We start from the raw sequence: 13,767 nt of genomic DNA on the forward strand, positions 1-13,767 counted from the left end.
CGCTTCGTCAACGATCTGGTGTCAACGCGCCAGTCGGGCGAGTTTATGCTGAATCCGAAAGAAGCGGTCGATCTGATCGACGTTTCGCCGAAGCAGCTGGTTTCCATCGCCGCAGCACTGATCCCGTTCCTTGAGAACGACGACGCCAACCGCGCGCTGATGGGCTCGAACATGCAGCGCCAAGCGGTGCCTTTGCTGCAAAACGAGGCGCCTTTCGTCGGCACCGGCATGGAAGCCGTGGTGGCCCGCGACAGCGGTGCTTCGATCATGGCGCGCCGTTCCGGCATCATCGACCAAGTGGATGCGACGCGTATCGTTGTGCGCGCAACCGAAGACCTTGGCATGGGCGATGCGGGTGTGGACATCTACCGTCTGCGCAAGTTCAAGCGTTCCAACCAGTCTTCCTGCATCAACCAGCGCCCGCTGGTGAAGGTGGGCGATCTGGTCAAGAAGGGCGAGGTCATCGCTGATGGTCCCTCGACCGACCAGGGCGAACTGGCGATCGGGCGCAACGTGGTCGTCGCGTTCATGCCGTGGAATGGCTACAACTACGAAGACTCGATCCTGATTTCCGAGCGCATCCTGCGCGACGACGTGTTCACCTCGATCCACATCGACGAATACGAAGTTGCCGCACGCGACACGAAGCTGGGGCCGGAAGAAATTACCCGCGACATTCCGAACGTCGGTGAAGAAGCGCTGCGCAACCTCGACGAGGCTGGCATCGTCTACATCGGTGCCGAAGTGGGGCCGGGCGACATTCTGGTGGGCAAGATCACGCCCAAGGGTGAAAGCCCGATGACGCCGGAAGAAAAGCTGCTTCGTGCGATCTTCGGCGAAAAAGCATCGGACGTGCGCGACACCAGCTTGCGACTGCCGCCGGGTGCTTTTGGCACGATCGTCGAGGTCCGGGTGTTCAACCGCCACGGCGTCGACAAGGACGAACGCGCGCTGCAAATCGAGCGTGAAGAAGTCGAGCGTCTGGCACGCGACCGTGACGACGAGCTGGCGATTCTGGAGCGCAACATCTACGCGCGCCTGAAATCGATGATCCTTGGCAAGGTTGCGGTCAAAGGCCCGAAAGGCATCAAGGCCGGTTCCGAGATCACCAATGACCTGCTCGCCACCTTGTCGCGCGGCCAATGGTGGCAGCTTGCACTCGAGGCTGAAAACGACGCCAAAGAGGTCGAGGCGCTCAACGACCAGTTCGATGCGCAAAAACGCGCGCTCGAAGCCCGCTTCGAGGACAAGGTCGAAAAGGTCCGCCAAGGCGATGATCTGCCCCCCGGCGTGATGAAGATGGTCAAGGTGTTCGTGGCCGTGAAGCGCAAGCTTCAGGCAGGCGACAAGATGGCTGGTCGTCACGGTAACAAGGGCGTCGTTTCCAAGGTCGTGCCGATCGAAGATATGCCGTTCCTTGCCGATGGTACGCCCGTCGACATGGTGCTGAACCCCCTCGGTGTGCCGAGCCGCATGAACGTTGGCCAGATTCTGGAAACGCACATGGGCTGGGCCTCGCGCGGGCTGGGCATCCGCATTGACGAAGCGCTCAAGGAATATCGCCGCTCGGGCGATATGACCCCGGTGCGCGAAGCGATGCGTCACGGCTATGGCGACGAGACCTATGAGGAGGCCTTCTCCAACCTCGATGCCGAGCGCTTCATCGAATCCGCCGAAACCGTGCGGCGCGGCGTGCCGATTGCCACCCCGGTATTCGACGGTGCCAAGGAAGCCGACATCAACGACGCGCTGGTACGCGCCGGGTTCGATACTTCGGGCCAGTCGATCGTCTATGACGGTCGTTCCGGCGAGCAGTTCATCCGCCCGGTCACGGTTGGGGTGAAATACTTCCTGAAGCTGCACCACCTTGTGGACGACAAGATGCACGCACGCTCGACCGGCCCCTACAGCCTCGTGACTCAGCAACCGCTGGGCGGCAAGGCGCAGTTCGGTGGCCAGCGTCTGGGTGAGATGGAGGTCTGGGCGCTTGAAGCGTACGGTGCCGCCTACACCTTGCAGGAAATGCTGACCGTGAAGTCGGACGACGTGGCAGGCCGCACCAAGGTTTACGAGTCAATCGTGAAGGGCGAGGACAACTTCGAAGCCGGCGTGCCGGAATCGTTCAACGTTCTCGTCAAGGAAGTGCGCGGCCTCGGCCTGAACATGGAACTCCTGGACGCGGAGGAGGAGTGAGGTCGGGCTGCAAGCCCGACTCCCTTCCCTTTCCCTGCCCCATTCGAGGAATCTGAAATGAACCAGGAACTGACCCACAGCCACGGCCCGTTCGGCTCCGTTGCCCCCGCCAAGAGCTTCGACGAGATCAAGATCTCTCTGGCCTCGCCAGAGCGGATTCTGTCGTGGTCCTATGGCGAGATCAAAAAGCCAGAAACGATCAACTACCGCACGTTCAAGCCGGAACGTGACGGCCTGTTCTGCGCGCGTATCTTTGGCCCGATCAAAGACTACGAATGTCTTTGCGGCAAATACAAGCGCATGAAATATCGCGGCGTCGTCTGCGAAAAATGCGGCGTGGAAGTCACCTTGCAAAAAGTGCGCCGCGAGCGGATGGGCCATATCGAACTGGCCAGCCCCGTTGCCCACATCTGGTTTCTGAAATCGCTGCCCTCGCGCATCGGCCTCATGCTCGACATGACGCTGCGCGATCTGGAGCGTATTCTCTACTTTGAAAACTATGTGGTGATCGAACCGGGTCTGACCGACCTCAACTACGGCCAGTTGCTGACCGAAGAAGAGTTCCTCGACGCGCAAGACCAATACGGCGCTGACGCCTTCACCGCCAATATCGGCGCTGAAGCGATCCGCGAAATGTTGGCGGCGATCGACCTTGACGCCACGGCCGAACAACTGCGCGAAGAGCTGAAGGTCGCCACGGGCGAGCTGAAGCCGAAAAAGATCATCAAGCGGCTGAAAATCGTCGAAAGCTTCGTCGAATCGGGCAACCGGCCCGAGTGGATGGTGCTGACGGTGATCCCGGTCATTCCGCCGGAACTGCGCCCGCTGGTGCCGCTTGATGGTGGCCGCTTCGCCACCTCGGATCTGAACGACCTCTACCGTCGCGTCATCAACCGGAACAACCGTCTGAAGCGTCTGATCGAGCTGCGCGCGCCCGATATCATCGTGCGCAACGAAAAGCGGATGCTGCAAGAATCGGTCGATGCGCTGTTTGACAACGGCCGTCGCGGCCGCGTTATCACGGGCACCAACAAGCGCCCGCTGAAATCGCTGTCCGACATGCTGAAGGGTAAGCAGGGCCGCTTCCGTCAGAACCTTCTGGGTAAGCGCGTGGACTTTTCCGGTCGTTCGGTCATCGTGACCGGCCCGGAACTGAAGTTGCACCAGTGCGGCCTGCCCAAGAAAATGGCGCTCGAGCTGTTCAAGCCGTTCATCTATTCGCGGCTCGAGGCGAAGGGTCTTTCGACCACCGTCAAGCAAGCCAAGAAGCTGGTCGAGAAAGAGCGTCCCGAGGTTTGGGATATTCTGGACGAGGTGATCCGCGAACACCCGGTGCTGCTGAACCGCGCGCCGACGCTGCACCGTCTGGGCATCCAAGCGTTTGAGCCGATCCTGATCGAAGGCAAGGCGATCCAGCTTCACCCGCTGGTCTGCTCGGCCTTCAACGCCGACTTCGACGGCGACCAGATGGCTGTGCACGTCCCCCTCTCGCTGGAAGCCCAGCTAGAAGCGCGCGTGCTGATGATGTCGACCAACAACGTGCTCTCGCCCGCCAACGGCGCGCCGATCATCGTGCCGTCTCAGGACATGATCTTGGGGCTTTACTACACCACGATGGAACGCAAGGGCATGAAGGGCGAAGGCATGGTCTTTGGCTCGGTCGATGAGATCGAGCATGCAATGACCGCGGGCCTTGTGCACCTGCACGCCAAAGTTCAGTGCCGCGTGAAGCAGATCGACGCCGAAGGCAACGAAGTGATCAAACGCTTCGAAACCACGCCGGGTCGCGTTCGGCTGGGTGCGCTGTTGCCGCTGAACGCCAAGGCGCCGTTCGATCTGGTCAACCGGCTTCTGCGCAAGAAAGACGTGCAGGCCGTCATCGACACCGTCTACCGCTACTGCGGCCAGAAGGAATCGGTGATTTTCTGCGACCAGATCATGACCATGGGCTTCCGCGAAGCGTTCAAGGCCGGCATCTCGTTCGGCAAGGACGATATGGTGGTGCCCGATACCAAGTGGACCATCGTCAACGAAACCCGCGATCAGGTTGCTGGGTTCGAGCAGCAGTACATGGACGGCTTCATCACGCAAGGTGAGAAGTACAACAAGGTTGTCGATGCCTGGACCAAGTGCAACGACAAGGTGACCGAGGCGATGATGACGACCATCTCGGCCTCGCGGCTTGATGCGGACGGCGCTGAAATGGAACCGAACTCGGTTTACATGATGGCGCACTCGGGCGCTCGTGGCTCGGTAACGCAGATGAAGCAGTTGGGCGGTATGCGCGGCCTGATGGCCAAACCGAACGGCGAGATCATCGAAACGCCGATCATCTCGAACTTTAAAGAAGGCCTCACGGTTCTTGAATACTTCAACTCGACCCACGGTGCCCGGAAGGGCCTGTCGGACACCGCGTTGAAGACCGCGAACTCGGGCTATCTGACGCGGCGTCTGGTAGACGTGGCGCAGGACTGCATCGTGCGCAGCCACGACTGCGGTACCGACCGCGCGATTACCGCAAACGCCGCGGTGAACGACGGCGAAGTGGTGACGCCTTTGGGTGAGCGCGTTCTGGGCCGGGTTGCGGCCGATGACGTGCTGGTGCCCGGCTCTGACGAGGTGCTGGTGCGCAAGAACGAACTGATCGACGAGCGCAAGGCCGATCTGATCGAGACGCTCGGCGTGCAGCACGTTCGCATCCGCTCGGCGCTGACCTGCGAAGCGGAAGAGGGCGTCTGCGCCCTTTGCTACGGGCGCGATCTGGCGCGCGGCACACTGGTCAACATCGGCGAGGCGGTGGGTATCATCGCCGCGCAGTCGATCGGCGAACCGGGCACACAGTTGACGATGCGGACGTTCCACATCGGCGGCGTGGCGCAAGGCGGCCAGCAGTCTTTCCTGGAATCCAATCAGGAAGGTACGGTCGAGTTCCGCAATGCGCAGATCCTGATCAACGTTGCGGGCGAACAGATCGTCATGGGCCGCAACATGCAGATCGCCATCGTCAACGAGCATGGCGAAGAGCGGGCCAGCCACAAGGTCATCTACGGCTCCAAGGTGTTGGTCAAGCAGGGCGAGAAGGTCAAGCGCGGTAACCGCTTGTTCGAATGGGATCCCTATACCTTGCCGATCATCGCTGAAAAGGCGGGTGTGGCGAAGTATGTCGATCTGGTTTCGGGCATCGCGGTGCGCGACGAAACCGACGATGCAACCGGCATGACGCAGAAGATCGTGTCCGACTGGCGCAACGTGCCGCGCGGCAACGACCTGAAGCCCGAGATCATCGTGGTCGATCCCGCTACCGGCGAGCCGGTGCGCAACGATGCCGGTAACCCGGTCAGCTATCCGATGTCGGTCGATGCCATCCTTGCGGTGGAAGACGGTCAGGTGCTGAACGCCGGTGACGTGGTGGCCAAGATCCCGCGCGAAGGCGCGAAGGTGAAGGACATCACCGGTGGTCTGCCGCGCGTGGCAGAACTGTTCGAGGCGCGGCGTCCGAAAGACCACGCGATCATCGCCGAAATCGACGGCTATGTGCGCTTTGGCAAGGACTACAAGAACAAGCGCCGCATCACCATCGAGCCCAGTGCCGAGGGCTTGACGCCGGTTGAGTACATGGTGCCGAAAGGCAAGCACATCCCCGTGCAGGAAGGCGACTTCGTGCAGAAGGGTGACTACATCATGGACGGCAACCCCGCGCCGCATGACATTCTGCGGATCATGGGGATCGAGGCCTTGGCCGACTATCTGATCGACGAAGTGCAAGACGTCTATCGTCTGCAAGGCGTGAAGATCAACGACAAGCACATCGAGGTGATCGTGCGGCAGATGCTGCAAAAGATCGAGATCCTCGACTCGGGCGAGTCGACGCTGCTCAAGGGCGAAAACGTGGACAAGGCCGAGTTCGACGAAGAGAACGCCAAGGTCATTGCACGCGGTGGCCGCCCGGCCACGGGCGAACCGGTCCTGCTGGGCATCACCAAGGCGTCGCTGCAGACCCGCAGCTTCATCTCGGCGGCGTCGTTCCAGGAAACCACGCGGGTGCTGACCGAAGCTTCGGTGCAGGGCAAGCGCGACAAACTGGTGGGCCTGAAAGAAAACGTCATCGTCGGCCGCCTGATTCCGGCTGGCACCGGTGGTGCCACGACGCGGGTGCGCAAAATCGCTGCCGAGCGTGATGCTCTGGTGATCGAGGCGCGCCGTGCCGAGGCCGAGGCAGCTGCTGCGTTGGCTGCGCCGATTGACGATGTTGTGGCTACAGAGATCGATCCGGAAATGGTCGAGACCCCCGAGAGCCGCGACTGATAGGGGCCTGCGCACCCTTTTGATATGAACTGGCCCCGCCGTTGATCGGCGGGGCCATTTTGCATTTGCGGGCGCTAACGGCGCCTGCTACGCGGCGCATATGGCACCGCTATCCGACAATCTGCGTGGATCGATTCTGATGATGGCCGCGATGGCGGGCTTCACGCTGAATGACACGGCAATTAAATACGTCACCGAGACGCTGCCCCTTTATCAGACGCTTTTTCTGCGCAGTGTTGTGACGGTTTCGCTGTTGTGGCTGATCGGGCTGGCCAAGGGTGGGTTGCAGTTGCGCCTGTCTCGCGCCGATACCCGCACATTGGCTTGGCGCACGGTGGGCGAGATACTTGCGACGGTGTTCTTTTTGACGGCGCTCATGCACATGCCGATTGCCGATCTTTCCGCAATCATGCAGTCGCTGCCGCTGGCGGTCACGCTTGCCGCGGCGATCTGGTTTGGTGAAAGCATCGGGTGGCGTCGGATCATGGCAATTCTGATCGGCTTTGCCGGTGTGATGCTAATCATCCGCCCCGGCGGAGAAAGCTTTGGCATCTGGTCGGTTCTGGGTGTTGGCGCGGTGCTTAGTGTCGTGCTGCGCGACATGGTCACGCGGCGATTTTCAAGCTCTGTCTCGTCAGTGGCGATCTCGTTCTATGCCGGGCTTTCCATTCTGGTCGTGGGTGCGGTTATGATTCCCTTTGACGGTTGGCAGAACCCGACTTTGGCAGAGCTTACGGGTGTTACGCTTTCCGCACTTGCCGTCATTGGGGGCTATCTGGCGGTTGTCATGGCGATGCGCGTGGGCGAGGTGGGCGTGGTCGCGCCATTCCGCTACACCTCGCTGTTGTGGGCGGTGGCGATGGGGTATCTGGTCTTTGGCGACTTGCCGGATTTGTGGACCATCAGCGGAGCCGCACTGGTGATCGGATCTGGCGTCTACGCCTTTTACCGCGAGCGGGTTCTTGCTCGGCGGGCATTGGGCTGAGGTTTACATAGGCAGGGCTGGCGGCTATCAAGCCGCGGACCCGTTGGGGCCGGTTGGATAGGCGCGATGACCGAGATCAGCATAGTCATTCCGGCACGCAATGAGGCTGCCAATATCGTCACATTGCTGCAAGGCATTGATGCTGCCTGCGCGGCGCTGCCTGCTTACGAGGTCATCGTAATTGATGACGGCTCGGATGACGGCACTGTCGAGGCCGTTCGTGCGCGCATGGCAGAGCATTCACATTTGCGGCTGATCCGGCACGACCGCTCTGGCGGGCAAAGTGCTGCGGTGCACTCGGGCGTGCTGGCCGCGCGCGGGGCACTGATCGCGACGCTCGATGGCGACGGCCAGAACCCGCCAGAAGAGTTGCCGCACTTGCTGGCACCGCTGCTGGCACCGGGTGCGGGGCCGCTTGGTCTGGTCGCGGGGCAGCGCGTCGGGCGGCAAGATACGCTATCAAAGCGGCTTGCCTCGCGCTTTGCCAATGCTTTGCGCGCGCGGATCCTGCACGATGGCACCCGCGACACGGGCTGTGGGCTGAAAGCATTTCGGCGTGACGCGTTTTTGCGCCTGCCCTATTTCGACCATATGCACCGCTATCTGCCCGCGCTGTTCGCGCGTGATGGTTGGCAGATTGCGCATGTCGATGTAAGCCATCGCCCGCGCGGTGGCGGGCGATCGAACTATTCCAACCTGCAACGTGGTCTGGTCGGGGCGGTCGATCTGTTCGGCGTCGCGTGGCTGCTGCGCCGGCGCAAGAAGGCCGCGCCGCAAGAAATGCACCGGGACGAGGCAAGCAAGTGATGCAGACGATCATGGACTGGTTTCATGTCGAATCCCGCACGGAGTTGATGTGGGTGGCGTTTGGCCTTTTCGCGCAACTGATGTTTACGGGCAGGTTTCTTGTGCAGTGGGTCGCATCAGAGCGCGCGCGCCGTTCCGTGATGCCGGTGGCGTTCTGGTATTTTTCGCTGGCAGGCGGCGTGATGCTGCTGACCTACGCGATCTATCGGCGCGATCCGGTGTTCATGCTGGGCCAATCGCTGGGGGTGTTTATTTATGCCCGAAACCTGTGGCTGATTCAGGCTGAAAAGCGCAAGTCAACGCTGTAGCGTCGTTCGGCGCGCCGGTTAACTCCGGGCTTCTGCGCACCGCGGAAAGGTAGGGCGTTAATGGCAAACCCGGACGATCAGCCGACCCAAGCGGGCAGCAATGGCAGGGCGTATCTTGTTGCTGCGCTGGTTCTATTTTTCGTTGCCGTGCTTTCGCTCATCTCTCTGCGGCCGCTGATGCCGTTGGATGAGACGCGCTATCTTGCCGTGGCCTGGGAGATGTGGACTGGCGGCTCGAAGTTTGTGCCGCACCTGAACGGCGAGCTTTATAGCCACAAACCGCCGATGCTGTTCTGGCTTATCAATCTGGTCTGGTCTGTGACCGGGCCAAGTGGGTTTGCCGCCCGGATGGTCGGTCCGGCATTCGGCCTGATTGCGCTGCTGCTCACGGCGGTCCTAGCGCGTCTGCTTTGGCCGAACGATGCGGCGCGCCCGGGTCGCGCGGCGCTGGTGTTGGCGAGCACCGGCGTCTTTCTGTTCTACGGCTCTTCAACGATGTTCGATGTGATGCTGGCCGTGGGCGTGCTTGTGGCGCTGATCGGCGTGGTTCTTTTGCACCGAGACATGGGGTGGAAAGCCGTCGCCGTTTTGGCGTCGGGCCTGGCTTTTGGCGTGTTGGCCAAGGGGCCGGTCGCCTTGCTGCACGTTCTACCGGTGGCACTGTCGATGCCGCTGTGGGCCGCGCCAGATGCACGCCCGCCCTTGCGCGCGTGGTATGGCCGCATTGGGCTGGCCGTACTGATAGCCTTTGGGCTGGTGATGCTCTGGCTGGGGCCGGCATTGGTGCTGGGCGGCCCGGAATACCGCTACGATGTGCTTTGGCGCCAAAGCGCCGGGCGCATGGTCGAGTCCTTCGCGCATGTAGAGCCGTTTTGGTTCTATCTTGCGCTGGTGCCCGTCTATCTCTGGCCTTGGGGTTGGAGCCGTGCCGGGCTTGCCGCGTTTTCGCCGCGCCGCTTGTGGTCAAACGAGGGAGAGCGGTTCGTCGCCGTCTGGTTGGTTTCGGTGCTCCTCGCCTTTAGTGCTGTAAGCGGCAAGCTGCCGCACTACCTTGTGCCCGAAATGCCTGCGGCGGCGCTGTTGCTGGCCTGTGCGCTGCCCAAGCAAGCTGTAGCGCGTCTTTGGCGGCTGATGTGGCTGTTGCCCGCACTGGCCGTTCTTGCGCTTGGCGTTGCGATCTGGACAGGGGCATTTCAACCCAACGGACTTGCGCCTATAGCGTTGCCGACCATTAACCTCGCTGCAACCGTGCTTATCTTGCTGGCTTTGGTCGGGGTGGTTTGGTGGCGTCGGTCGGGCGCGTTTGGCGTGGCACTGGTGGCACCCGCCACCTTGCTTATGCTGCATCTGACATTAAGCGACACGCTTTTTGCCCAGTATTCGACCGAGCGCGTTGGTCAGTGGCTTGGCGAAAACGAGGCGCAGGGTATCGCGCGCTTTGACCCTCGCAACTACCATGGCGAGTTCAACTTCACTGGCCGCCTTCAGGGGCCGTTGCCAGCACTGGCAGACCAAGGCGCGGTGCAAGACTGGGCGCTTGCGCATCCGGGTGGTGCGCTGGTTTCGGTTGAGGAACTGGCGATCGAGGGGCTTATTCTTGTGGCAGAGGAACCGTTGCGGGGCCGTAACCTGCGCCTCTATCGGGTTGTGCCGCGCTAAGTGATTTGGCCGACGGCCTTGATGCGGCTCTTGTTGACATCCCCTCCGACTCCCCCTATAGCCCGCGCTACCAACGCAGGCGGCATGCCGACTGCGGGAAACCAGTATGGATGTGGTCATGATCCGGGCGTCACAGCCCCGATCCTCTGAGATTCCACCGCGTCGTCCTCACGTAGAGGATGTATGCGGTTTTGGCGTTTTGCGGTAGACGCAAGATGCCGTCGAGAAGTGGCGTATCCGGGTTTGGATACGAGTATTGACAGAGCAACACGGGGAACGTGAATGCCGACTATCCAACAGCTGATCCGCAAGCCGCGGCAGCCCATCGTGCAGCGATCGAAATCGCAGCACCTCCAATCGTGCCCGCAAAAGCGTGGCGTCTGCACGCGCGTCTACACTACGACGCCGAAGAAACCGAACTCGGCCATGCGGAAAGTCGCCAAGGTGCGTCTGACCAACGGCTTCGAGGTCATCAGCTATATTCCGGGCGAAAAGCACAACCTTCAGGAACACTCGGTGGTTCTGATCCGCGGCGGCCGGGTGAAAGACCTTCCGGGCGTTCGCTACCACATCCTGCGCGGTGTGCTTGATACGCAAGGCGTCAAGGAACGCCGTCAGCGTCGTTCGAAATACGGCGCGAAGCGTCCGAAGTAAGGAGATCAGCAGATGTCTCGTCGTCACGCCGCTGAAAAGCGCGAAGTTTTGCCTGATGCCAAGTATGGTGATCGGGTAGTCACGAAGTTCATGAACAATCTGATGATCGACGGCAAAAAGTCAGTTGCCGAGCGCATCGTCTATTCGGCGCTCGAGCGCGTCGAGGGCAAGCTGAAGCGCGCCCCGGTGGAAGCATTCCACGAAGCGCTCGACAACGTGAAGCCCTCGCTCGAAGTGCGTTCGCGCCGGGTTGGTGGCGCCACGTACCAAGTGCCGGTCGAGGTGCGCCCGTCGCGCCGCGAGGCGCTTGCCATTCGTTGGCTGATCACTGCCGCCAAGAACCGCAACGAGAACACCATGGAAGAGCGCCTTGCTGGCGAGCTTCTGGATGCGGTGAACTCTCGCGGTTCGGCCGTGAAGAAGCGCGAAGATACACATAAAATGGCCGACGCGAACAAAGCGTTCAGCCATTACCGCTGGTAAGGTGGCATAATGGCGCGCGAATATCAGCTAAACCGCTACCGGAACTTTGGTATCATTGCCCACATCGATGCGGGCAAAACCACCACGACCGAGCGTATCCTCTATTACACCGGCAAAACCCACAAAATCGGCGAAGTGCACGATGGCGCTGCGACGATGGACTGGATGGAGCAGGAGCAGGAACGCGGCATCACCATCACCTCGGCAGCGACCACGACGTTCTGGCAGCGCCAGATCGACCACGAGGAGAACGCTGCCGGTAAAGACAAGTACCGTTTCAACATCATCGACACCCCCGGCCACGTCGACTTCACCATCGAAGTCGAGCGTTCGCTGGCGGTGCTGGATGGTGCTGTCGTGCTGCTTGATGGTAACGCCGGTGTGGAGCCGCAAACGGAAACCGTTTGGCGCCAGGCCGACCGCTACAAGGTTCCGCGGATTGTCTTTGTCAACAAGATGGACAAGACCGGCGCGGATTTCTTCAACTGCGTGAAGATGATCGCTGTGCGTACCGGCGCAGTTCCGATGCCGATCCAGATTCCGATCGGTGCCGAGGACAAGCTTGAAGGCATCATCGACCTGATCACCATGCAGGAATGGGTCTACGACGGCGAGGATCTTGGTGCCTCGTGGTCGCGTCGTCCGATCCGCGAAAGCCTCAAGGCTGATGCGGAAAAGTGGCGCTACAACATGCTGGAAATCGCGGTCGAACAAGACGACGCGGCGATGGAAGCCTATCTCGAAGGCAACGAGCCCGACGAAGCAACGCTGCGCAAGCTGATCCGCAAGGGTACGCTGTCGCTCGCCTTCGTGCCGATCCTTGCTGGCTCGGCGTTCAAGAACAAGGGCGTGCAGCCCATGCTCAACGCCGTGATCGACTTCCTGCCCGACCCGCTGGACGTGCCGCCCTACATGGGCTTCCTGCCGGGTGACGAGACCGAAACGCGCAACGTTGCGCGCTCTGCCGACGACTCGCAGCCGTTCTCGGGGCTTGCGTTCAAGATCATGAACGACCCGTTCATGGGCACGCTGACCTTCACTCGCGTCTACTCGGGGCAGGTGAAGAAGGGTGACCAGATCCTGAACTCGACCAAGGGGCGCAAAGAGCGCGTTGGCCGCATGGTTATGATGCACGCCAACAAGCAAGAAGAGATCGCCGAGGCCTTTGCCGGCGATATCATGGCGCTTGCTGGTCTGAAGGAAACCACCACTGGGGACTCGCTTTGCGATATCGCCAAGCCGGTGGTTCTGGAAACCATGACCTTCCCGCAGCCGGTGATCGAGATCGCCGTCGAACCGAAGTCCAAGGCCGACCAGGAGAAGATGGGCATCGCGCTTGCGCGCCTTGCTGCTGAAGATCCGTCGTTCCGGGTGGAAACCGACCTCGAAAGCGGTCAGACCATCATGAAGGGCATGGGCGAACTTCACCTCGACATTCTCGTTGACCGCATGAAGCGCGAGTTCAAGGTCGAGGCGAACATCGGTGCGCCGCAGGTGGCTTATCGCGAGACCATCTCGCGCGAGCATGAGATCGACTACACGCACAAGAAACAAACCGGTGGTACCGGCCAGTTCGCGCGCGTGAAGCTGGTGATTACACCGACTGAGCCGGGCGTGGGCTATTCGTTCGAATCGAAAATCGTCGGTGGTGCGGTTCCCAAGGAATACATCCCCGGTGTCGAAAAAGGCATCAAGTCGGTGATGGATTCGGGTCCGCTCGCGGGCTTCCCGGTGATCGACTTCAAGGTGGCGCTCGTTGACGGCGCGTTCCACGATGTTGACTCCTCGGTGCTGGCTTTCGAAATCGCAGCACGTGCAGCCATGCGTGAAGGTCTGAAAAAGGCCGGCGCGAAACTGCTCGAACCGATCATGAAGGTCGAAGTGGTGACGCCCGAAGAATACACCGGTGGCGTGATCGGCGACCTGACCTCGCGTCGGGGCATGGTGCAAGGGCAAGACGCGCGTGGCAATGCCAACGTGATCACCGCCTTCGTGCCGCTGGCCAACATGTTCGGCTACATCAACACGCTGCGCTCGATGTCTTCGGGCCGGGCCGTGTTCTCGATGCAGTTCGACCACTACGACGCAGTGCCGCAGAACATCTCGGACGAGATCCAAAAGAAATACGCGTAAGGGCAGGGCGGAAACGCCCCCCTTTCCCAGTAACAGGAGGCCATCATGGCAAAGGCAAAGTTTGAACGTAACAAACCGCATATCAACATTGGCACGATTGGCCACGTTGACCACGGCAAGACGACGCTGACGGCGGCGATCACGAAGTATTTTGGCGACTTCAAGGCGTATGACGCGATTGACGCGGCGCCTGAAGAGAAGGCGCGCGGGATCACGATTTCGACCGCGCACGTTGAATAC

At 60.9% G+C, this 13,767-nt stretch carries 10 protein-coding genes; all 10 read left to right on the plus strand.

Features of this window, described 5'->3' with window-relative positions:
- A partial coding sequence (rpoB, locus tag ABY403_RS06125) for a DNA-directed RNA polymerase subunit beta (RefSeq protein WP_372839863.1) occupies positions 1–2,193 on the plus strand: 2,193 nt, incomplete at its 5' end.
- A gap of 57 nt (positions 2,194–2,250) precedes the next feature.
- Positions 2,251–6,498: a DNA-directed RNA polymerase subunit beta' gene (gene rpoC, locus ABY403_RS06130; protein WP_372839864.1), complete on the plus strand. Its 4,248-nt coding sequence runs from the start codon at positions 2,251–2,253 to the stop codon at positions 6,496–6,498.
- Positions 6,499–6,598: 100 nt separating this feature from the next.
- The gene (locus ABY403_RS06135; RefSeq protein ID WP_372839865.1) at positions 6,599–7,483 is read left to right on the plus strand and encodes a DMT family transporter; all 885 of its coding nucleotides are present in this window, start codon (positions 6,599–6,601) and stop codon (positions 7,481–7,483) included.
- Between the two features lie 66 nt (positions 7,484–7,549).
- On the plus strand, positions 7,550–8,290 hold the full coding sequence (locus tag ABY403_RS06140) for a glycosyltransferase family 2 protein (protein ID WP_372839866.1): 741 nt from the start codon (positions 7,550–7,552) through the stop codon (positions 8,288–8,290).
- Positions 8,290–8,598, plus strand: coding sequence for a lipid-A-disaccharide synthase N-terminal domain-containing protein (locus ABY403_RS06145; RefSeq protein ID WP_372839867.1), 309 nt, complete (start codon positions 8,290–8,292; stop codon positions 8,596–8,598). Before ABY403_RS06140 ends, ABY403_RS06145 begins: the two co-directional genes overlap by 1 nt.
- Before the next feature lie 60 nt (positions 8,599–8,658).
- Complete coding sequence (locus ABY403_RS06150) at positions 8,659–10,257, plus strand: ArnT family glycosyltransferase (protein WP_372839868.1); 1,599 nt, start codon at positions 8,659–8,661, stop codon at positions 10,255–10,257.
- A gap of 282 nt (positions 10,258–10,539) precedes the next feature.
- Positions 10,540–10,911, plus strand: a complete 372-nt coding sequence (rpsL, locus tag ABY403_RS06155) for a 30S ribosomal protein S12 (protein ID WP_372839869.1) — start codon at positions 10,540–10,542, stop codon at positions 10,909–10,911.
- A gap of 12 nt (positions 10,912–10,923) precedes the next feature.
- The gene (rpsG, locus tag ABY403_RS06160; RefSeq protein WP_372839870.1) at positions 10,924–11,394 is read left to right on the plus strand and encodes a 30S ribosomal protein S7; all 471 of its coding nucleotides are present in this window, start codon (positions 10,924–10,926) and stop codon (positions 11,392–11,394) included.
- A gap of 9 nt (positions 11,395–11,403) precedes the next feature.
- Positions 11,404–13,527: an elongation factor G gene (gene fusA, locus ABY403_RS06165; protein ID WP_372839871.1), complete on the plus strand. Its 2,124-nt coding sequence runs from the start codon at positions 11,404–11,406 to the stop codon at positions 13,525–13,527.
- A 45-nt stretch (positions 13,528–13,572) separates the two neighbouring features.
- On the plus strand, positions 13,573–13,767 hold a 195-nt coding region (locus tag ABY403_RS06170; protein WP_372839872.1), incomplete at its 3' end, for a GTP-binding protein.

This window comes from Phaeovulum sp. (assembly GCF_041596715.1).
Lineage (GTDB): Bacteria > Pseudomonadota > Alphaproteobacteria > Rhodobacterales > Rhodobacteraceae > UBA6213.

Bases quoted from the DNA above. Each gene is read 5' to 3' on its own strand.
- rpoC (WP_372839864.1), top strand. From the start codon at position 2,251: ATGAACCAGGAACTGACCCACAGCCACGGCCCGTTCGGCTCCGTTGCC.
- ABY403_RS06135 (WP_372839865.1), top strand. From the start codon at position 6,599: ATGGCACCGCTATCCGACAATCTGCGTGGATCGATTCTGATGATGGCC.
- ABY403_RS06140 (WP_372839866.1), top strand. From the start codon at position 7,550: ATGACCGAGATCAGCATAGTCATTCCGGCACGCAATGAGGCTGCCAAT.
- ABY403_RS06145 (WP_372839867.1), top strand. From the start codon at position 8,290: ATGCAGACGATCATGGACTGGTTTCATGTCGAATCCCGCACGGAGTTG.
- ABY403_RS06150 (WP_372839868.1), top strand. From the start codon at position 8,659: ATGGCAAACCCGGACGATCAGCCGACCCAAGCGGGCAGCAATGGCAGG.
- rpsL (WP_372839869.1), top strand. From the start codon at position 10,540: ATGCCGACTATCCAACAGCTGATCCGCAAGCCGCGGCAGCCCATCGTG.
- rpsG (WP_372839870.1), top strand. From the start codon at position 10,924: ATGTCTCGTCGTCACGCCGCTGAAAAGCGCGAAGTTTTGCCTGATGCC.
- fusA (WP_372839871.1), top strand. From the start codon at position 11,404: ATGGCGCGCGAATATCAGCTAAACCGCTACCGGAACTTTGGTATCATT.